29 protein-coding genes are annotated in these 20,704 nt (G+C 21.9%); 8 read left to right on the top strand and 21 right to left on the bottom strand.

The genetic code is table 4. From position 1 onward, the window contains the following. Positions 1–31 precede the first annotated feature (31 nt). The 8 genes from dnaG to AACL11_RS06915 form a co-directional block, all read right to left on the bottom strand. Complete coding sequence (gene dnaG / locus AACL11_RS06950) at positions 32–1,807, bottom strand: DNA primase (protein WP_252320271.1); 1,776 nt, start codon at positions 1,805–1,807, stop codon at positions 32–34. A 16-nt stretch (positions 1,808–1,823) separates the two neighbouring features. Beyond that, positions 1,824–3,239, bottom strand: coding sequence for a glycine--tRNA ligase (locus AACL11_RS06945; RefSeq protein WP_338987007.1), 1,416 nt, complete (start codon positions 3,237–3,239; stop codon positions 1,824–1,826). Positions 3,240–3,403: 164 nt separating this feature from the next. Next, complete coding sequence (locus tag AACL11_RS06940; RefSeq protein ID WP_338987004.1) at positions 3,404–4,099, bottom strand: DNA repair protein RecO C-terminal domain-containing protein; 696 nt, start codon at positions 4,097–4,099, stop codon at positions 3,404–3,406. A gap of 3 nt (positions 4,100–4,102) precedes the next feature. Then, entirely contained in the window at positions 4,103–4,999 is an 897-nt protein-coding gene (gene era, locus AACL11_RS06935; RefSeq protein ID WP_252320259.1) for a GTPase Era, read from the bottom strand. A gap of 3 nt (positions 5,000–5,002) precedes the next feature. Then, positions 5,003–5,437: a cytidine deaminase gene (cdd, locus tag AACL11_RS06930; RefSeq protein ID WP_338986999.1), complete on the bottom strand. Its 435-nt coding sequence runs from the start codon at positions 5,435–5,437 to the stop codon at positions 5,003–5,005. Between the two features lie 11 nt (positions 5,438–5,448). Next, positions 5,449–5,919, bottom strand: coding sequence for an rRNA maturation RNase YbeY (gene ybeY, locus AACL11_RS06925; protein WP_174480613.1), 471 nt, complete (start codon positions 5,917–5,919; stop codon positions 5,449–5,451). Positions 5,920–5,965: 46 nt separating this feature from the next. After that, positions 5,966–6,370: a hypothetical protein gene (locus AACL11_RS06920; RefSeq protein ID WP_338957396.1), complete on the bottom strand. Its 405-nt coding sequence runs from the start codon at positions 6,368–6,370 to the stop codon at positions 5,966–5,968. Beyond that, positions 6,370–7,068, bottom strand: coding sequence for an ATP-binding cassette domain-containing protein (locus AACL11_RS06915; RefSeq protein WP_338986996.1), 699 nt, complete (start codon positions 7,066–7,068; stop codon positions 6,370–6,372). Before AACL11_RS06915 ends, AACL11_RS06920 begins: the two co-directional genes overlap by 1 nt. Here AACL11_RS06915 and AACL11_RS06910 point away from each other — a divergent pair. Together AACL11_RS06910 and AACL11_RS06905 are read left to right on the top strand one after the other, a co-directional pair. Then, positions 7,050–7,839, top strand: a protein-coding gene (locus AACL11_RS06910) for an IS5 family transposase (protein ID WP_338986592.1) whose coding sequence is annotated in 2 segments (ribosomal slippage) — positions 7,050–7,310 and positions 7,312–7,839 — 789 coding nt in all. Because the reading frame shifts where the segments join, the coding sequence is not laid out codon by codon here. The genes AACL11_RS06915 and AACL11_RS06910 overlap by 19 nt on opposite strands. A gap of 77 nt (positions 7,840–7,916) precedes the next feature. Then, positions 7,917–8,691 (top strand): IS5 family transposase gene (locus AACL11_RS06905; RefSeq protein WP_422397924.1). Its coding sequence is split into 2 segments (ribosomal slippage): positions 7,917–8,186 and positions 8,188–8,691, totalling 774 coding nucleotides; the frame shifts between segments, so codons are not numbered across the junction. Here AACL11_RS06905 and AACL11_RS06900 read toward each other — a convergent pair. Both AACL11_RS06900 and AACL11_RS06895 read right to left on the bottom strand, forming a co-directional pair. Further along, positions 8,688–9,311: a transposase gene (locus tag AACL11_RS06900; protein WP_338986990.1), complete on the bottom strand. Its 624-nt coding sequence runs from the start codon at positions 9,309–9,311 to the stop codon at positions 8,688–8,690. The two genes, AACL11_RS06905 and AACL11_RS06900, sit on opposite strands and share 4 nt — an antisense overlap. Before the next feature lie 202 nt (positions 9,312–9,513). Then, positions 9,514–9,807 (bottom strand): hypothetical protein, encoded by a 294-nt coding sequence (locus AACL11_RS06895; protein ID WP_338986987.1) that lies wholly within the window; start codon positions 9,805–9,807, stop codon positions 9,514–9,516. 242 nt (positions 9,808–10,049) lie between these two features. Here AACL11_RS06895 and AACL11_RS06890 point away from each other — a divergent pair, with 242 nt between their 5' ends. Further along, positions 10,050–10,334, top strand: coding sequence for a hypothetical protein (locus AACL11_RS06890; protein ID WP_338986984.1), 285 nt, complete (start codon positions 10,050–10,052; stop codon positions 10,332–10,334). A gap of 1 nt (position 10,335) precedes the next feature. Next, positions 10,336–10,587 (top strand): DUF6364 family protein, encoded by a 252-nt coding sequence (locus tag AACL11_RS06885; RefSeq protein WP_338986981.1) that lies wholly within the window; start codon positions 10,336–10,338, stop codon positions 10,585–10,587. Between the two features lie 37 nt (positions 10,588–10,624). On the opposite strand, the gene AACL11_RS06880 is transcribed toward AACL11_RS06885, so the two are convergent. The 10 genes from AACL11_RS06880 to AACL11_RS06835 all read right to left on the bottom strand — a co-directional run bounded on the left by AACL11_RS06880 (position 10,625) and on the right by AACL11_RS06835 (position 16,722). Then, entirely contained in the window at positions 10,625–11,131 is a 507-nt protein-coding gene (locus AACL11_RS06880; RefSeq protein WP_338986979.1) for a hypothetical protein, read from the bottom strand. Between the two features lie 132 nt (positions 11,132–11,263). Then, the gene (locus tag AACL11_RS06875) at positions 11,264–11,506 is read right to left on the bottom strand and encodes a hypothetical protein (RefSeq protein WP_338986976.1); all 243 of its coding nucleotides are present in this window, start codon (positions 11,504–11,506) and stop codon (positions 11,264–11,266) included. Positions 11,507–11,523: 17 nt separating this feature from the next. After that, on the bottom strand, positions 11,524–11,649 hold the full coding sequence (locus AACL11_RS06870; protein ID WP_338986973.1) for a hypothetical protein: 126 nt from the start codon (positions 11,647–11,649) through the stop codon (positions 11,524–11,526). An 11-nt stretch (positions 11,650–11,660) separates the two neighbouring features. Continuing rightward, positions 11,661–12,161 (bottom strand): IS630 family transposase, encoded by a 501-nt coding sequence (locus tag AACL11_RS06865; protein ID WP_338988468.1) that lies wholly within the window; start codon positions 12,159–12,161, stop codon positions 11,661–11,663. Positions 12,162–12,189: 28 nt separating this feature from the next. Beyond that, positions 12,190–12,549: a helix-turn-helix domain-containing protein gene (locus tag AACL11_RS06860; RefSeq protein ID WP_338973555.1), complete on the bottom strand. Its 360-nt coding sequence runs from the start codon at positions 12,547–12,549 to the stop codon at positions 12,190–12,192. A gap of 117 nt (positions 12,550–12,666) precedes the next feature. Beyond that, entirely contained in the window at positions 12,667–13,473 is an 807-nt protein-coding gene (locus AACL11_RS06855) for an AAA family ATPase (RefSeq protein ID WP_338986970.1), read from the bottom strand. A gap of 381 nt (positions 13,474–13,854) precedes the next feature. Continuing rightward, positions 13,855–14,868 (bottom strand): IS3 family transposase, encoded by a 1,014-nt coding sequence (locus AACL11_RS06850; RefSeq protein WP_338986622.1) that lies wholly within the window; start codon positions 14,866–14,868, stop codon positions 13,855–13,857. 38 nt (positions 14,869–14,906) lie between these two features. Next, the gene (locus AACL11_RS06845; RefSeq protein ID WP_338986968.1) at positions 14,907–15,128 is read right to left on the bottom strand and encodes a cysteine peptidase family C39 domain-containing protein; all 222 of its coding nucleotides are present in this window, start codon (positions 15,126–15,128) and stop codon (positions 14,907–14,909) included. Positions 15,129–15,182: 54 nt separating this feature from the next. Continuing rightward, entirely contained in the window at positions 15,183–15,398 is a 216-nt protein-coding gene (locus AACL11_RS06840) for a hypothetical protein (protein WP_174480618.1), read from the bottom strand. 220 nt (positions 15,399–15,618) lie between these two features. Further along, positions 15,619–16,722 carry a MupG family TIM beta-alpha barrel fold protein gene (locus AACL11_RS06835; RefSeq protein WP_338986966.1) on the bottom strand — a complete coding sequence of 368 codons (1,104 nt, stop codon included), beginning with the start codon at positions 16,720–16,722 and terminating at the stop codon, positions 15,619–15,621. Between the two features lie 343 nt (positions 16,723–17,065). Here AACL11_RS06835 and AACL11_RS06830 point away from each other — a divergent pair, with 343 nt between their 5' ends. Further along, a complete protein-coding gene (locus AACL11_RS06830) occupies positions 17,066–17,767 on the top strand; it encodes a hypothetical protein (protein ID WP_338986964.1) in 702 nt (233 codons plus the stop codon). A gap of 563 nt (positions 17,768–18,330) precedes the next feature. Further along, the gene (locus tag AACL11_RS06825; protein ID WP_338986961.1) at positions 18,331–18,756 is read left to right on the top strand and encodes a hypothetical protein; all 426 of its coding nucleotides are present in this window, start codon (positions 18,331–18,333) and stop codon (positions 18,754–18,756) included. 1 nt (position 18,757) lies between these two features. Here the strand turns inward: AACL11_RS06825 and AACL11_RS06820 are convergent, their stop codons facing one another. Beyond that, on the bottom strand, positions 18,758–19,879 hold the full coding sequence (locus AACL11_RS06820; RefSeq protein ID WP_338986959.1) for an Mbov_0401 family ICE element transposase-like protein: 1,122 nt from the start codon (positions 19,877–19,879) through the stop codon (positions 18,758–18,760). 294 nt (positions 19,880–20,173) lie between these two features. Here AACL11_RS06820 and AACL11_RS06815 point away from each other — a divergent pair, with 294 nt between their 5' ends. Together AACL11_RS06815 and AACL11_RS06810 are read left to right on the top strand one after the other, a co-directional pair. After that, positions 20,174–20,443, top strand: a complete 270-nt coding sequence (locus AACL11_RS06815; protein ID WP_338986957.1) for a hypothetical protein — start codon at positions 20,174–20,176, stop codon at positions 20,441–20,443. Positions 20,444–20,460: 17 nt separating this feature from the next. Next, positions 20,461–20,634: a hypothetical protein gene (locus AACL11_RS06810; protein WP_338986954.1), complete on the top strand. Its 174-nt coding sequence runs from the start codon at positions 20,461–20,463 to the stop codon at positions 20,632–20,634. The last annotated feature ends 70 nt before the right edge of the window (positions 20,635–20,704 follow it).

Below are 20,704 nucleotides of genomic sequence, written 5' to 3'. Positions count from 1 at the left end.
TTTTCACCTTATCCTTAATTTATCATCATACTTATTTTTTCTTTATTTTATTTTTTAATACTGATATTTCTTTTAATAACAATATTTGTTTTTCAATATTTTTTTCAGATTTCAATTTATCATTGATCATTTTTATTTCATAATCAATTAGTTGATTATTAATAATTTTTAAGTAATCATTAATAATTTGAGGTTTTAAATCAAACTTTTTATTTTTATATTTATCAAGAAGTTTTTCTAAAATATTTAAAAGTGAATTACCTTTAAGTTCTTCTAAAATTAAATCAAAATTAATTGCTTCTATTTGATTATTTTGATATTTTTGACTAATTAAAAAGTATAAATTCATAAAATCTTGATTTGGAAAAATAAATTTTTCTTTTTCTAAAATTAAATAAACATTTTTTGATAACATTACTAAAAAAATAAGTTGTTCTTGTGCTTCAAAAAAAATATTTTTTACTTCTATTTTAGATTTATTTTTGATACTAAAAGTTGTAGTTACTAAATTATTATCAATATTTAAAATTTGTATTAAGTCTTCAGTGGATAAATTAGTTATTTTTGCTAACATATTTAAGTAAAACTTTTTAGTAATAACATCATTGATTTTTGTTCAAATTGGAACTAATGATTTTAAAAATTCATTAAGTTCATAACTATCTTTTTTAATGTTATATTTAGTTAATGATAAATTAATTGCAAATTCAAAAGGATGAATGGTTTTTTTTATTATTTCATAAAATTTTTGAGGAAATTTATTTATTAATTCATCAGGATCAAATTTAGTATCATTATTGATAATTTGTACTTTAAAATTATTTGATAATAAAACACTAGCTATTTTTAAAGATGCTATTTTTCCTGGTAAATCACCATCTAAAAAAATAATAATATTAATAGTAATTTTTTTTAAAAGTAAAATATGTTCTTTTGTTAAATTTGTTCCCATTAAAGCAACAACATTTTTAATATTTTGATTATTTAGAGCAATAACATCCATAAAACCTTCAGTCAAATAAATAACTTCATTTTTTTTAATATAATTTTTAACATTATTAAAGTTATATAAAATTTTACTTTTCTTAAAAAAATCTGTTTCTGGACTATTAATATATTTATAACTTTTATCTTCTCTATTATAATTTCTTGCAGAAAAACCAACACAATCTCCATCTTCATCTTTAATAGCAAACATAATTCGATTTGAAAAGGTAGGAAGAAGTTGATCCTTATTATTAATTTTCATAAGTCCTAATTTTACAAATTCAATATTATCTTTATAACCTTGTGCATTAAGATAATCTATTAATTCATTATTAATAGGTGCATAACCAATATTAAAATATTTAATATTTTCAGTAGTAATATTACGATTTTGTAAATATTTCATTGCTTCTTGACCAATATCAGTTAGTAACTGATAACTAAAAAAATTCATTGCAATATTATTTAAAATTTTTAGTGGATTTTTTTTAGTTTCAACATTAAATTCAGATAAATTAATATCAAACTCTTTTAAATTTAAATTAACATTATCTGCTGCTTCTTTAAGAGCATTAATAAAATTAATATTTTTATATTTTTGTAAAAAAATAAAAACGTTTCCTTGTTCACCACAAGAAAAACATTTATAAATTTGTTTTTCTTGTGAAATTGATAATGAAGGAGTAGAGTCTTCGTGAAAAGGACAGATAGCTCAAAAATTATTGCCTTTACGGATCAAATTTAAATATTTACCCATAACTTCAACAATATTAATTTTTGCTTTAACTTCATTAATTTTTTTATTAAACTCGATATCCATATTTTTTCACACAATTCTAACAAATAATGTCTAATTTGTCATATAAATATTCTTTAAGTTGATCAACTTTAACTATAACTTGATTTGTAGTATCACGATCTCTAATTGTAACAGTACCTTTAGTTTTTGTGTCATAATCAATTGTTACACAATACATAGTACCAATACCATCTTGATAACGATAAGATTTACCAACACTTGATGATGCTTCATAAATTACTCTTAATTGTGTTTTATTTAACATTTCAAAAATTTCATATGCCTCTTTACCCAATTTTGTTTTATTTAAAGACATAACAGCTACTTGATAAGGGCAAATACTCTTATTTAATTTTAACACTAACCGTTCTTTATCGTCTTTTAAAACTTCTTTTGTAAATGCTTCACAAACTAAAGCTAATAAAAGCCTTTCAACACCAATTGAAGGTTCAATAACTGAAGGAATAACCATTCTTTTTACTGTAACATTAGGATCTTGAATTTCAAAATTTACACCAGAATTCTCACTATGTTTTGTTAAATCATAATTCCCGCGATTAGCTATACCACATAATTCACTCATACCAAAAGGAAAATTATATTCAATATCAGTAGTTGCTAATGCATAATGTGCTAGTTGATTTTGTTCATGATTTTTAAATTTTATATTTTTTGAATTCAATAAACCTACTAGAGAGAGAAATTCTTTACATTGATCAACTCAATAATTAAATCAAGTGTTATCATTTTTATTCTTTGGAATAAAGAAAAATTCTAATTCCATTTGTTCAAATTCTCTAGTACGAAAAATAAAATTACTAGGAGTTATCTCATTTCTAAAACTTTTACCAATTTGACCAATACCAAATGGTACTTTTTTATTATAACTATTTCTTACATTATTAAAATTTATAAATATTCCTTGTGCAGTTTCAGGTCTTAAATAAATTTTATTTTTATCTTCTTTTAAAACACCTTGATATGTTTCAAACATTAATTGAAATTGTCTAACTTTAGTTCAATCTTCATTATTGCATTTAATACATTTAATATGATTTTGATTAATATATGTTTCTAATTTTTCATTACTTCAATTATCACAATTAATACTAGGAAAATAATGATTAATTAAATTATCAACTCGAAATCGAGACTTACATTTTTTACAATCAATTAATGGATCACTAAAATTACTCAAATGCCCTGAAGCTTCTCAAACTTTAGATTTCATAATAATTGAACTATCTAACCCAACATTGTATGGATTTTTTTCGACAAAAAAAACTCATCAACTTTTCTTAATATTATTTTTAAGTGCTACACCAAGCGGACCATAATCTCAACTATTAGCAAGACCTGAATAAATTTCTGATCCTTGAAAAATAAAACCATTTTCTTTTAAATGAGTAATTATTTCCTTCATTGACTTATCATTGATAATTTTATTAATCATTGCCCCTCCATTAATCATAAAAATTTTCTTAAATATCTTAAATAATACATAAAATCTCTAAAAAGAATAATCTTGTTAATAATATGTTCATAGATAGGTTTTGTCAACCTATTATAAGTGTTATATATTATTAAAAAAAATATAACAACTAATTATTAAAATATTTATGTAATTATTAATTTATTATTATATTTTTGACAGTGGTTTTCTAAAATATTAAGAATTTTATTAAGTTCTTCTTTTTCAACTTTTCATTTATTAATATCTTGATAATTTAATAAATAAAGTTGATATATTTTTTTAAACAAAACAATGTCAAAATTAATTATAGCTAATTCTAAAGAACAATTTTTACAAAAAATACCACCCAAATCATAATTAATTAAATGCAAATTAGTTATTTGATTACAATTAATACAATTAGTAAAGTTAAACTGAATTCCTTGAAATATTAAACTATGAAATAAGAAAAAAACATAAACTTTCTTAAAGTTACTATTTATCATTAACTGTTCATATAAATTAAATAAAAAAGAAAAGATATTTTTATTATTAATACTAATTTTTTCTAAATAATTAATAATTATCTTGTTAAAACTTTTAATCAATTGATAACTTTTTTCATTTATAAAACTATTAAAACTTTTTATTTTTTTATATGTTATACATAAGTTTGAACAATCATAATTTTGATTAAAGATAAAAATTCAACAATCTAAAAGACTATATTTATTTAAATTGATTTTTATTTCTAGTAAAGAAACTATTTTAACACCATAATTTGATGTTAAAATGGTAACATTATTTATTGATTTAATGTAGTTAATGTTTAAAATCAAACCAGTATCAATATTAAACATATTTTAACTATAACCTAACTCTTTTAATTTTCTAGGATTATTTCTTCAATCAGGTATTACTTTTACAAAAGTTTTTAATATAATATGAGAATCAAAAATACTTTCTAAATCTGTTCTAGCTCTTATTCCAATTTCTTTAATCATACTACCTCCTTTACCAATAATAATTCCTTTTTGTGAGTCGCGTTCAACAACAATAACAGCATTAATATCAGTAATATTAGTATTTGGATTATAATTAATACTTTCAATTAATACTGCTACACTATAAGGAATTTCTTCTTCTGTTAAATTTAAAATTTTTTCACGAATAATTTCCTTAATTAAAGTATTATCTGAAACATCATCGTTATTTTCAATTAAATAATTCTTTTCACCAATTGGTAAATACTCATATAGTTTTTTCAATAATATATCTAAGTTCATTTCTTTTATAGCAGAAATTGGAATTATTTCTTTAAATGGTAATAAATCTTTTCACTCATTAATTTTATCCATTAATTTTTCTTTTGTTACTAAATCAACCTTAGTTAATAAAAGTAGAATAGTTGTATTTACCCTTTCTGATAATAATTTAATAATATGTTTATCGCTATTTCCAATGTATTCATTACATGGCGCTAATAAACAAATAATGTTAGTTTCTTTAGTGGCACGGTTAGCATCGCGATTCATCATTCGTCCAAGTTGGTTATTATGTTTATGAATGCCGGGAGTATCAAAAAATATGATTTGCATATCATCACTATTATAAATACCTTGAATTTGATTTCTGGTTGTTTGTGGTTTATTAGATACAATTGCCTTTTTTTCTTGAAGAATGGTATTTAATAAAGTTGATTTTCCAACATTACTTCTACCAATAAAACTAACAAAACCTGATTTAAAATTATTAGTCATAAATTAATTCCCTTTCAATGAACTTGGTTTAAACGCTAAAGGTAATAAGTCTTTTACTAATATTTTACAAATTATTTTAGTATCATTATTTTCATTTTTATTACTAATATAAACAGGGCATGTTTCTGGCATAATTTCAATCATAAATTGACGACACATACCACAAGGAAAACCAACCGTTTCACTATCAGTAATTAAAAATAGACTAATAATATCTTCTTTTTTATAACCTTGAGCAATAACTTGTGACAAAGCTGCTCTTTCAGCACAAATACCTACTGAGTATGCAGCATTTTCAACATTTACTCCTAACACTTCTTTACTATTTTTCAAAATTACTATTGCAGCAACTCTAAATAAAGAATAAGGCGCATAAGCATTTTTTTGTATTACTTTTGCTTTTTTCAATAATACTAATAAATCTATATCTTGTTCCATTATACCACTCCTTATTTTCTAGTAATACCAAGAATATTTAAAATTTCATCTTGTAAATCAAACATAACCTTTTCTTCTACACTATTTTGATGATCATATCCTAATGTATGAAGTAATCCATGAATAAAAAGAAATGATAATTCTCTAATTAAACTATGACCATATTCTTGTGCTTGCGCTACTGCCTTTGAATAACAAATATAAACATCGCCTAAATCTCTAATATCAATATTAATATTTGGAAAATCATCATCATTATTTCCAAATGATAAAACATCAGGAACATAATCTTTATGACGATACATTTTATTTAATTCAATACTAGTCTGTTCGTCATTAAAAATAACAGCAATACACCATGTAATTTTCTGTTTTAACTTAATAGCTACTGCATTTAAAATATTTTCTGATAAAATATTAAAATTTTTAATGTCATAGTTATGATCATTGTAAATATTTACAATATTAATTTTTGCTGGCATTTATCTACCTAACTTCTTTTTGATTAAATTATATCAATATTTACATTTATGTTGTAATATTATTTCAAATAAATGTTAACAAACTTTCTTTACCAATAATTATTAATACCATTTGATTTAAATATGTATTAGAATTAATGTTTTCTTCAATTAAAAGTTGATTATTATCATTTCATTTTGGAAAAAAAATTGTTAAGTAACATTTATTAATAGAGAAAAAAATAGTAATTTGATTAAAACTATTAAACTTTAAACATTCTTCTCTTTTAAAATCTAATAAATAAGCAAAGTGTCCCTTATTTTCATATCTTGTCTCACTTATAAAAATAGTTTGACCATTAACAGCATAAACATGAGGAATATTAATAATTTTTAAACCTAATAAGAGTCCTAAAAAAAGAAAAATTGAACTACTTCCTAATAAATAAGTACTTTTTCTAAAAAAAATCATTACTCATTACCATCTATACTTTTATAATTATTTAAATCAATTACATTTTTAAATAATTTTACTAGTGTTAAATCATGACCTGCATAAATAATAATTATTTTTTTATAATGATTCAATAATAAAGTTATTAACTTTATTTTTAAATCATTATTGATGTTACTCAAAATTTCATCTAATAAAATTACTTTTCAATCATAAAAAAATAAACTTAAGAAAATAATTATTTGTTTTTGACCTTGACTAAGATTAGCCCCATATTCTTGACAATAATAAAATGTTGTTAAACCTAAACTGCCCAAGAGATCATTAAATCCTAATTTTTGAAAATTTATTAATTTTTCTTTTGTAATATTAAATGATAAAATATTTTCTAAAACTGTACCGTTATGAATAATAGAATTTGAATGCAAATAAATACATTTTTTTTGTCAAAATTCATATGAAATATTATCTAATCCAATTTCATTATTAATTAAAATCTTACCTTTAAAAGGCACATATTTCTGAATTAATAATGATAGTAAGGTTGTTTTACCAATGCCAGAAGGACCAATAATAATATTACTTTGTTTTAATATTAAATTTAAATTACTAAAAACTACTTTATTTCTAAGAACCTGTTTAGAATCTTTTAGAAAATAATGTAAAATTACTATATATTTTAAAATAAGAGGTATATATGCATAAAAATTATCCAAGTCATGTTACTAAAGAACAATTTGAGAACATAAAATCAACTTTAGAAAACAGCAAAAAGAAAACAAAACCAAGAAATTTAGATTTATATGAAGTGTTTTGTGCAGTTTTATATGTATTAAAAAGTGGTTGTCAATGAAGAATGTTACCAAAAAATTTTCCAAAATGACAAACTGTATATTATTATTTCCAAATTTGAAGTAAAAACAATGATAAAGAACCTAGTGTATTGCAATTAATTTTAAAAAAAATTAGTTAAAAAGATTCGTATTAAGAATCATCGAAAAGAAAAAACTAGTTTTTGTATAATTGATTCGCAAAGTGTTAAAAATACAGATACTACTGAAAATAAAGGTTATGATGCTGGTAAAAAGATTTCAGGAATAAAACGTCATATTGCAGTTGATACGCAAGGTTTACCACATGCAATTTACATAACTACAGCAGAAAAAACAGATCGTAATAGTGCTATCATAATGATTAAAAGTGAAAAAGAAAATCTTTCTACAGTTCAAAAAATAATAGTAGATGCTGGCTATACTGGTGAAAAATTTGCTTTTAAAATCAAAACAATCATAAATGCAAATGTTGAAGTTGTAAAACGTAATGAATTACATTCTTTTGTAGTATTGCCAAAAAGATGAGTTGTAGAACGAAGTTTTGCATGATTAGAAAAATGCAGAAGATTATGAAAAAATTGTGAAAGAAAACTAAATACTAGTTTACAAATGGTTGTTCTTTCCTTTATTTCAATTTTATTAAAAAGATTCTAAACAGGTTCTAAGAACCTGTTTAGAATCTTTTAGAAAATAATGTAAAATTACTATATATTTTAAAATAAGAGGTATATATGCATAAAAATTATCCAAGTCATGTTACTAAAGAACAATTTGAGAACATAAAATCAACTTTAGAAAACAGCAAAAAGAAAACAAAACCAAGAAATTTAGATTTATATGAAGCGTTTTGTGCAGTTTTATATGTATTAAAAAGTGGTTGTCAATGAAGAATGTTACCAAAAAATTTTCCAAAATGACAAACTGTATATTATTATTTCCAAATTTGAAGTAAAAACAATGATAAAGAACCTAGTGTATTACAATTAATTTTAAAAAAAATTAGTTAAAAAAGTTCGAATCAACAATAATCGCAAAGAACAAACCAGTTTTTGTATAATTGATTCACAAAGTGTTAAAAACACAGATACTGCTAAAAATAAAGGTTATAATGCTGGTAAAAAAATTTCAGGAATAAAGCGTCATATTGCTGTTGATTCTCAAGGCTTACCACATGCAATTTACATAACCACAGCAGAAAAAACAGATCGTAACAGTGCTATAATAATGATTGAAAATGAAAATGAAAATTTATCTAAAGTTCAAAAAATACTAGTAGATGCTGGTTATACTGGTGAAAAATTTGCTTTTAAAATCAAAACAATCATAAATGCAAATGTTGAAGTTATCAAACGTAATGAATTACATTCTTTTGTAGTATTGCCAAAAAGATGAGTTGTAGAACGAAGTTTTGCATGATTAGAAAAATGCAGAAGATTATGAAAAAATTGTGAAAGAAAATTGAGGCTTTTTAATAATCTGTGTTTCTTTGTTTTACAAAGTTACTAATTCAGATTAATTCTGTCTTCAAATTTTATCATAAAATGAGCAATTGCTGTATTTCAATTTTGAATGGGCATTGTTCATTTTTTTGTTATATTGTCAATTGCTAAATAAAATATTTTAAAAACTGACATATCGTTAGGAAAAACTTTTTTATTTCTGATGACTTTTCGTAATTGACTAATAACACTTTCACTAATATCAGCACCATGATATAACTCTTGTAATTGCATTCTAATATCTGATAATGTCATACCTTTTGCATATAAAGAAAGAACTTGTTGATCAAAACCATCAAATCTTCTTTGTCTTTTTGCAACTATTACAGGATTAAAATTACTATTACGATCTCTTGGTACATCAATTTCAATTTTACCTTGTTGGCTTATTAATTTTTTTGAACTTATACCATTACGAGCATTGTCACTATTACTATGTTGATTCTTATCATATCCTAAATAATTTTGCATCTCAGAATTCAACATTTTTTCTACTAATCTTTTTGTTAATTCTTTATATAATCCTCCCTCTTTAAAAACTGTTGTTAAATCTTCAGTATTTTCTAATAATAAATCTACTGCTTGTGATATTGGATCATTGTTATTAATATTTTGCTTTTTAGCCATCTGTAACTCACTCTTTCTAGAAAATTAATTATATTTACTAGAACTAATTAAACATAGTTATTTTTGTAAGTTACACAGATTACTAAACATTACCTTATTATTGTTGACTAATATTTTTCAAGTGTTAAGATTAACATACAATTGCATATTGAAGTCAAAATTATTCTCGTCTAACTTTATAATTTTAAGACAAATTTGAATATTATTGACAACATCGGTACGCTCCCTTTTTTCTATCATTTCAAAATTCTGTGGGTATTGCTTTTCTTAAAATACCAGTTGCTGCTCTTTTTTGTTCTTCGGCATCATATTTATAATTAATTTTAACTATAAAATTTAATTCTTCTTTTACTTTACTATTTTTTGTTGGTTTAATTTTTATTTTTAATTCTTTTCCTTGTACAATATCATTAGTATTTAAATTTTCAAATTCAATTTTGTAATCTTCATTAATAACAGCGCTAGGATAAAGATTTTTTATTTTATTAGCAATCATTTCTCTAAGAACCTGTTTGGAATCTTTTTTGACTAATTTTTAATTAAATTAATATTATAAATGTTATTTTATAGTAAAAAAATAAATTTTTAGTTGACAACTGATTAAATTATAAAATATTTTTAACCAGAAATTAAAAAAGAAAATAAAATGAAAATTAAATAAGTATTTATAAATGATTATTCCTTGTTTTAGCATAATTTTATTAAAAAGATTCCAAACAGGTTCTAAGAGCAATAGATATGGTATTTGATGTATGAACTAATCTATGTCAAAAAATGGAAATTAAAAATAATATAAAAGCGATTGTTTTATCTAATTTTGATCATTATAAAATTTCAAAAGATTTTAAAAAACATTTAGAATATAGTAATTTTAAAAATTTTGTTTTAAAACAAGAGATAAGAAAAAAGCAAAAATTTAAAAACAGTGAAATAACTGGAAAACCAGCAATAAAATTAATATCAAAATTAGAAAATCCATATTTTAATATTGTAAATGAACTAGAAGAAAAAGGAGTTTTATAACATGGAAAATAATAATATTTTTAATAATAGTAAATTAAAAACTGTTGGTAAAGAAATTGCTAACGAAATCACCAATAGTGATGTAAAAAACATAGGTGGTTTTAAAATTAATACTAATCAGTTAAAAGTAAGAAAAGTACAATTATCATTATCTATAAATCATGAAAAAGTTGAAAAACTAAAAATAATTGCTAGAAAAAATGGTATATCAGTAAGTAATTTAATTGAACAAATTATTGACCAATTAAAATAAATAATTATTTACTTATGTACAATAAATAAGTAAATAATTATCCATGATTACGATTTTTCAACTTTAAAGTTTGCATACAAATTTTCTTTTTCAATTCCTGAATTTCCTTGTCTTGTTCTTGAACTTTGTTTTCTAATTCTTTAATTTTAGTTTCTAAATCTTTATTTTCTTTTTCTTTTAAATTTAATTCTTTATCAAAGATTTCTTTATATTCCATTTCAATAATTTTTTGAAAGAAAACACTATTAGGATTTATATATACTATTTTCCCCTTTTCAAATCATAAACTTTGAATTAAATTAAAAGAGACAGTTACATAATATATAGGTCTTACATATGCAATTTTATTATTTGCAATTATTTTGTAATAATCATCTTTATTAGGTTGAGTTGATAATAATTGCACTTTTACATGGCTTGGATAAGACTTAATAACTATTGCTGGATGATACTTTTGCTTACCCGTTTCTTTATCAATATCATTAATAATTTTTACACGAATTCCTGTACCTTTTTTAAGTTTTCATCAATATTTTTGTTCCATATTTTTTCAACTTTCAAATTTGACATATTTATAAAATGATTATATAATTAATTTGTTAGTACGGGTAATGCTGTGCAAGGGAGTATATCTCCCAAATCTCCTAGTTAGAAATAGCTAGGTGTTTTTTTATATTTAATTCAACTTTACTTGTTTTTTAGCAAATTCTCCTTTTTTAATTCTTTTAATTAAATCTTTATAAACATGAATTTCAGCTTCATTACAAATTAATATGTTGATTGTATTTGTAATGAAATTTTCATCTGGTCTTTTTTTATTTTGTTGTTTTTCAATTGCTAATTCCAAAGCAATTGCAATTTCTTCATTATCTTTTATTTGACTTTTTAATTTTTTAATCATTAACTCTTTATCAATCATTATCTTATAACACCTGTTTACTTTCTTTTAACATTTTCTAAAATATCATCTGATAATAAAGATTTTACAAATTTTTCTGTTAAAAAAATATCTTTTTTATTTTTATAATTATCTGGAATTAGCAATTGGTGTAACTCATTCATTTCATGTATAGCTAACTAAAGTAATGTTTACTCATATCTTGAAAAACAAAATCAATCGCGTTTTTAATATTTGGTCAATAATTTGGTAATATTTTTCTTATATTATGTTTTATAGCAAATCAAAAATGTTCAATTGGATTTAAATTAGGAGAATATGGTGGAAGAAATAATAGTTTGCATCCAGCATTTTCAATTAATTGTTTTGTTGCTTTAGATTTATGAAACGTCGCATTATCTAAAACTATAATTTGTCCACACTTTAATACTGGAATTAGTATATTTTTAACATATGATTCAAAAATTTTACTATTGCAATGTCCTTCAAATGCTCATAGAGCTTTTAATTTACCTTTATTTAGTGCACCAATTATACTCATTCTCTTTATTTTATATGCAGGTTTATTATCAAATAATCTTTTACCTTTTTCAGACCAACCATATTTATAAAATTCATTATCATCAATTCCAGATTCATCAATATATACCAAATCTTCATTCATTATTTTCGCTATTTCTTTTAAAAAATCTTCTTGTTTATTTTTATCTCTTTGTTCATATAGAAAAGTTTTTTTTATATGTATAATTTAGTTTTTTGAAATAGTTATAAACTGTTTCTTTTGTCATATCACCAAATTTTTCAATTACTTTTTGAACTGTAACATCTTTATTTTCTGCTAAATAATTTTTTAATTCATCTAAATCCTTTATTTTGTGGCTATGTCCTTTTTGATAATTCAAAATTGGTTTTATATTTCCGGTTTTTTGCTTTCTTTTTCTTCATAAAAATAAAGTCTTTCTAGTGATATTGAACACTTTACAAATTTCTTTAATTTTCATGTTTTTACTTTCATAAACTTCTATTACTTTTCTTCGTAAGTCCTCACTGTATGGTTTTGGCATAATTTAATCTTCCTAATCTATTTTAATTATTGCTGAATTATACTTGTAAGTGCAAGAATTGTTTAAATTACATATTATTATTTTACATTATTTATGAGTAAACATTACTTTCGTTAGCTATATATGTTTTGAAAAGAAATTATTTATGCGAATATCAAAAATATGCTTACGTTCATTAGAATTTATGGGAACTATACTGTACTCAAATTTATTTTGTATTATTTCATTTAAAGCTTCTTCAATTGCTTTAGATCTATCCATTTTAAGTTCATAATAAATTCTAACTTGATTTTCGCCAGTTGAAAAGATTTCCTTTTGTATTTTTTCCATATGGAATAAAGTAATCAAAGGAAAAATTCCTGCATTTCTAATATTGTTAATATTTTCAGCCTTTGTTAACTCAGTATAACCTTTTTCAGTCATATCTGCAATATATATATTCTCTTTTAAATTAGGAATTAAAAAAGGAGAATGAGATGTTAACAAAATAAATAAACCATTTTTACTTGTAAAGTTAGTTTTTAAATATTTAGCTAATTCATACTGCAATATTATATGCAAACTTTTGTCTGGCTCATCAACTAATAAAATAACTCTTCCAAATTTATTTTTTTCTCAGTTCTTTACAACTTCTAACATTATAACTAGTCATAAAAATGCTTTAAATCCAGAACTTTGATATTTGGTTACTGATGTAGCATAATGTCTTTTTTCATCTGCTCTTATAACAATTTGAAATTGTTGATCATCAATTATTATTTCTGGAATAACATTAATAGTAAAATTTTTAAAAATTTTTTTAAAAGATTCTTTAGCTCTTCTTGTAATATTGTCTTTAATACTTCTAATCAAAGTTCTATTAGAAGCAGATATTGATAAATCTATTATTTGTTCAATTTCAATAATAGTATTTTGACCAAGCATGTTTAAAATCTTTTTAAATGTAGGATCTAAAGTTTCAGAATTTTTAACAGTTTGTATTGGATATTCAAATAATATATTGTTGTCTTTTTCTAGATTACTAGAAAATAAAATATTTGGTCTTTGCTTAAAAATATCCTCTATTTGAACTCATGTATCAATTGCTGTACAAAGTAAATTTTTTAGTTCTTTAGTAAGTCCTTTTTTAGTTGAATTATTTATTTCTAATTTTGTTTCTTCAATACTTAAATTAAATTTTCAATATTTATAATTTTTTTCTAATTCTTCACTAAAGATACTGGTTGGTCAATATTCTTTAAATTGAGAAACTATTGGATGGGGGTGGTTAGCCCTAATTACTGGACCATATTTTGATAGATATTTCTAAATTTTTATTTGTAATATTGGTGGTTTTAAAAATTTAGAATGTATTCTTTCATAATTATAAAACATAACATATTGATTTACATCATTAATAGCTTCATTGATTGTTAAATATTGATTTGAGTCTTTAGGCAATCATTCTTGAGATAAATGTGAAAATCAATTTTCAGATATGACATTACCGCCAATATCATATGGTTGTTTTTTGCTTAAAATTATTTGTTTGTTTTTTGCTCATTTTGTAATTTCTTGACAATAAAATTCGTTGGCGTTATCTGAATGTAAAATAACGTTTTTTATTTGATTTCAAGAAAATTGGTTGTTTATTTTTTCAAGTGCAGGAAGAATTAAATCTTGATATGATTTATTTGAAAATGTATTATAACTAACAACATTATTTGAATAAAAATCAATAATTACAAAAAGATATAGTCAACCTTCTTTGGTGTTTATTTGTTTAGTATCCATTGATCAAATTTGATTTGAAGCGGTTGTACTTTTGTAATCTTTGTTTACTTTATCCATTGTAGGTATTCACTTATTTGGATTTTTTTTGTTTTTAGGATAGTTATTTTTAGTTTGTTTTAATCCTTGAATATTGTGTTTTTTCATAATTTTTCGCATTTGTTTTGTTGATAATTCTATATTTAAAATGATATTTTTCTCTTGTTTTAATCACTCTTTAAAAGCTGAAAAAATTCTTAAATATCCATAAATTCTACCTTTTCTTGTAGAATGAAATTCGATTAAAAGTTGGCATAATTCTTGATATTTATGATTGCAATTAATAATATGATTTTTTTCTTTTTTAATAAGTTTTTGTTTATTTTTTAAAAAGTAATATGTTGATCTGTTTAATTGAAGATATTGACATAAGTTTCTAATTGAATATTGATTTTTGCAATCATCGATAATTTTAATTTTTTCTTTGATATTTAATTTGTTAATTATTAATGCTATTTGTTTAATTTTATCCATTAATAAAAATCCTTTCAGGTCAAAATTAGTGTTCATTATATAACACAATTGTTTTTAGAATACATTCAGATTTTTTAAATTAATGGTCTAGTAAAAAGGGCTAAGTGGCCCATTCCATTATAATTACTAGCCAATTGTTTTAATTCTAAAAGATTAATTCCCAATTTTGTTAAAAATATATCTTTTTTTATGTCATTAATTAATAACTTCTTCTTAAAATAAAACCTATATATCATAGCAAGACATGCCAAACCACAATCATTTTCTGTTTCTTGTTGAACAAAAAGATATTTCATATAAAAAATCACCGCCAATAATAATTAACAGTGATTACCATTTTTTCCTTTTTATTACTTACGATGTTTTTTCTTTTTAGCAGCAGCGCTTTGTTTTTCGCGTTTTTCATCACGCGCAGAAAGAAAATGTTTATGTCTTTTTTCTGCTCTTTTAGTTTCTTGGGCCTTTTTACTAAATCCTTTTAAAAGACGTTGAAACTCTTGTTCACTACTTGTTCGTTCTTCGTTTTCTTTGTTGTCTGATGATGGTGATTTTTTCACTGAATGCATTCATGTCAGCTCCTATTTTTTATTTTACTTTAACAATTATATTAGTAAATTAAAAAATTATCAATATTTTTATACAATATTAAACTTTTTATTTTAAAAAAAATTAAAAGTAAGATTATCTTTTAAAATTTCACACTTACTAACTATTATTTAATAATACTTAATGATTTTATCATATTTTAAATGTTTATGTTTTTAATAAATAAAACAAAAAAATTATTTATAAAATAAATCTAAATGAACGATTTGATACTAAAAATGGAATAAAATTTAAATCTTCTTTAGAAAGTTTGCCAACAACGTTACGAATACCATCATTTTTAATTTTATTTGTAATAATATGTAATTCACCACGATAATTTTGTGCTTTATTATTAAGAATAACAACATCACCTTTTTCTAATCATTGATTAGTATTGTTAGCAGGGATATCTAATTCTTGATATATAACTCGAGAAATAACACTACGAATTATATCACGTGCTAAATCAGATCTAACTTTATGAATATTTTTGTCAAAAAGAATCTGTTGTTCACTATCAGTAATATTAGAATTTAACTCAATTTTTAACGATAAATTTTTATAATCAATTTCATTTATCATTTTCAAATCATATTCTGTTAAAAACTGGTTAGCAATAATTATCATATCAATGCATAAAGCAATATAATGACGAATTTGTGTTACCAATGGTCAATCACGATGCAGTTCTAATGTTGGTAAATTATCATTATATTTTCAAGGTCCAATTTTATCTTTTCCTAATAATGTAACAAAGCTGGCAAATGGAATTTTATTAACAACGCTTTCAGATTGATTTAAACAAAAAAAGTCAATATCAGCAGCGGTATATCTTTGTGGATAAAAATTATAACAACTAATAAGGTTATTAACATTAGCTTTATAAAATAATATTAAGTAGTTGATATCATTAACAACATATGAACCATTAATAAATATTTTAAAATTTAAACGATTTTGACTTAATTTTGCTTGATGCTTAATATCAATTCCTTCGTTGCAACGAATACCCGATAAACCATACATTTTAAAAAACTTTATGAAATCAAGTCGTTTATTAAGATTCAGATTAAATTCATTAATAAATTCAATATTAATATCTGCAAAAACATGCATATTATACTTTTTAGCAATTTGTGTTAATACTACTAATTTTTTTAAATTTTCATAATCTGTTTTTTTAAAACTAATTAAAGTTGTAAAAATAGTTTTAATATTATTCTTGGCTAATAATTCGGTATAATTTTTAATTTCTTCTAAATTTGCTAAATGTAAATAAACTGCAGCACCAATTTTTTCCATTTACTTCCTCCTTTACTTTTTATATATTAATTTTATCATTTTGTAACTTAATAATTTTTAATTTTTACAATAAATAATGTAAAGGATTCTTAGTTTGATAAAATAACTACTTCTACATAAAATAAGAAAATTGACTACGCTAATCTTAATTTTAATACAACTTATACATTAATAAATCTACTACTTATATTTATTCGTGTTAAATATTAACTTTATAAATATAATTATTTTTTATGCTAATATTTATTTATAATTTAATAAAAGTTGATTCCTAATATAGAAATTTATCTATATTAGGTTTTTTATTAAATTAAAATTAAAGAAAGGAAAAAGATTAAAAGATATGCCTTTAAATTATATAGAAAAAAAACTATTTCAAAAGGAATGAGAAAAAAGAAAAAAAGAAGCATTAAAAAATATTAACAAAAAAATACCAGATGAATATTTATTAAAAATATTTGAAACTATAATCTTAGATAATGATACAAAAGTTAACGAGGAAAATCCTCAACAATCTCAAGAATTCGAAACGTTGGAAGAAAAACCATTACAAGATAATGATAATAAACAAGAATCAAAAAACTGAACACAATTTAAAACAGAATATCCAAATATTGCACAAATAATAAAAAATAGCAAAAATACTGGCATTAAGGTATTAATATCTTTAATTAAATTTTTTGAAATTAATAATGACCCACTTGGAATTACAGAATACATACTAATTTTAAATGAAGAACGTAAAAAAGAAAAAATGAACATTAAAGAAATTGAAGAAAAAATAAAAAATATTTGAAAAGAAATCCAAAAATTAAAAAAAGAACTATTTGTAGATGAACAATCATCATTATGATCTTGTTCTTCTGAATCAAAAGAAGAAAAAAACACTAGAGACATTGAACTTGAACTAATAAGAATAGGGAGGTTCGAAGTATCACAAGCACAAATGGAGCAATATTCACCAGAAGTAAAACAAATTATAAACGATTCAAAACAACTCTTAAAAGAATATGATGATGAAGTAAATAAACCAATTACATTATAAATAATTTCTGTAATTACTTAATAAAAAGTAAATTTTTAGTGCTTATTAAGCAAAAACAAACATTTATACTTTTTTTATCTTATTTAATTATTATTTTTGATATACTATAAGTGTGTATGACTATATAAATTAAAAAAAGAGGATAAAATGAAACAAAAACAGATTCAAAAAACAAATGATAAAAATGATCAAAAAGTAAAAAACTATCGAAACAAGTGATATTCAAATTGAAAATAATTTGAATTCAAAAGAAAATGATGAACAAACTGAAAATTATAAATACGAATTAAAAAAACTTAAATTTTATTTTATAATTAAATTATTAACAATAATATTTGCATTTTTATTGCCAGTAGTTTTATATTTAGGTTTTGGGAGATTGTCAAAAATCCGGAATAAATTAAATCTTATAGTCTTATTATCTTTTAGACAAGAAATAATTTGGATTTTTATGAAATTGTATTTAAATAATATAATTTTTTTTAAAATATTGCAACTAAAATACTTATAATTAAGTTAACTAAGTGTTAAAATTATGAAATAAAGTTAAGGAGATTTTAAAGATGAAAATAAGAACACTTAAAAAATTACAGTTAATAACTGTATTACTATTTATTTTAAGCATTTTAACTTTAATTATAGGATTAATATTAATAGATTTTAGTCACTTTAATCTTTTTTATTTTGATAAAAATTTAAATTGTATTAATGGATTTAAAATATTAAAACATTTTCAATTAAGTTTTATCATAGAGCATTCTGCAAAATATTTTTATAATCTTGGAACTCATCATATTAAAGAAAATTATTATGAATGAACTGAATTACGAAGTGGAATTTTTTTGGTTTTAATTTTAGTTCCAATTTTATTTTTTATAACTATGTTATTTATTTTTTTCATTATTGGTTTAAAAATAAAAATAAAAAATAATAATTTTTGAGATGCTATTCAAAATTGCGAAATAATCAATAATTACTATATTCATTAAATTATGTTTCTAAATTTATTTTGTTACATTTAAAAATAACCATTTTAATGTAAATACTAATATTATATGTTCTATTACCAAGCATTTCTTTTAAAACATGTCAAATATTAGTTTCAGTAAAGCAACCTATATTTCACTTTGCACCTTGATTTTCAATACCTTGTTTATTATTTTTAAAATACTGTTTTTTTAATTTTTTATGATTATCTAATTCTTTATATAAATAGTTAATTAATTCATCATATTGACCATTATTAATTAAATTTTTACAGTGATTATATTCTTCTAAATATTTTTCTTTATTTCCAGCCATTATTCCAAGATATAATGTTCTAATTAAATGAAATTTATCTAAAACAAACTGTGCACCTAAATAATCAGCAACTTCTCTAATTCATCCTGCACTATCACCACAAATAATAATTTTTGCTTGTTCAATATTTTCATAAAATTTTTGACAATGTTCTTTAACAAATTCAGCAGTTTTTTTAACTCCAATTGGAGTTCTTGTTTTTCTTATAATTGCTTTTACTCTTTTATTTTGTACTTTATGATTAATATTATCTGTATATGTTACTATTAATCTCATAGAGTGTTTTGTACCTTTACGTTTAAAATCTCAAAATTTTCGATGTCCATCATCAATTGCTACAAAAATAGGTTGATTTTTTTCCAATTTTACTTTTACTGGATTTGCTTCATTTATTTCTAAATTTTTAAAAACTCTATGAACGCTACTAACACTAATACCTGCCTTTTTACAAATTGCACAAATATCACGATATCTTTTTCCATCAGCAAAATTTTCAATAATAGTATCTTCGATATCTTCACCAATTCTTTTATATTTTGGAAGTTCCATTTTTTCATCAACTAAACAAACACGAACTAATTTTTGTAATTTTTCATCAAAATATTCATAAATTCTTCTTTTATAAGTTACTAATCCATACATTGTTTTTCTTGTTCGATATTGAAAATCAACAATTTTATATTTCTTTTTATCTCTTGTATTTTTTATTCTTCAATCTCACTTTTCTCATTTCTTTGTTATATGTTCTAAAATTAATTTATCAATTTTAGGATATTGTTCTTTATAAGTTCATTTGTAATTAAAATTCACATTTACTTCTCCTAACTATTTTAAAAAAATCTAAATTTATTGTAAATATTTTTAAAAAATTAATTTACTTGTTTATTATATACATATATAAGTGTAATTTAAAATTAAATCAAAAATATTTAAAAAACCACTTTCATATTTAAAATATAATAAACAAGTAAAATATAATTAATAGTATAGGTATCACAAAATAACGCCTTTAATTTAGGCGTTATTTTGCATTTAAAAGCATACTTGTAAAAATAATCAAAAATAGTACAATTTAAAAGTAAAATTAAGGAAAAAGGAGAGTCTATGAAAAAAATAATTAAATGTTTTATAAAAAAATGTCAGAATGACATAATATCTGTTACTAATGAGCCTACTGTTTTTTGTAGTGAACATGATATTAAGTTTTCAAATTTTCTTGATGACCAATTAATTTCAGATGAAATAGTAGAAGAATGAAAAGAAAATCCTGAATTATATGAACAGTTTATTGATGTAGTAACAATACAATTTATTTATCAAGAAAATGAAAAAAATAAAAAGTATAATTCCAAAAAAAAGTTAAATAAATTTTAAAAAAGGAGAAATTTATTATGAAAACATGAATAAAAACAAATTTTCAAAAAATAGCATTATCATTTGCCGTAATAACTGGTTCTATTGGTTTAATATTAGGTTCAGTTACATATTATCAAAATAATGAATTACCAAAATATTTAGACCATTATTATGAAGAACATAGGGGGGGCAACTATTTGGGAACATAAAAGAAATGATGAATATAAAATAGATTTATATTTTGGAATTAATCCAAAAAATCAAGATGATATAAAATGA

The sequence above is a fragment of the Spiroplasma endosymbiont of Dasysyrphus albostriatus genome (assembly GCF_964019495.1).
Taxonomy (GTDB): Bacteria; Bacillota_I; Bacilli_A; order Mycoplasmatales; family VBWQ01; genus Spiroplasma_E.
This window is presented reverse-complemented; position numbering and strand designations above follow the sequence as displayed.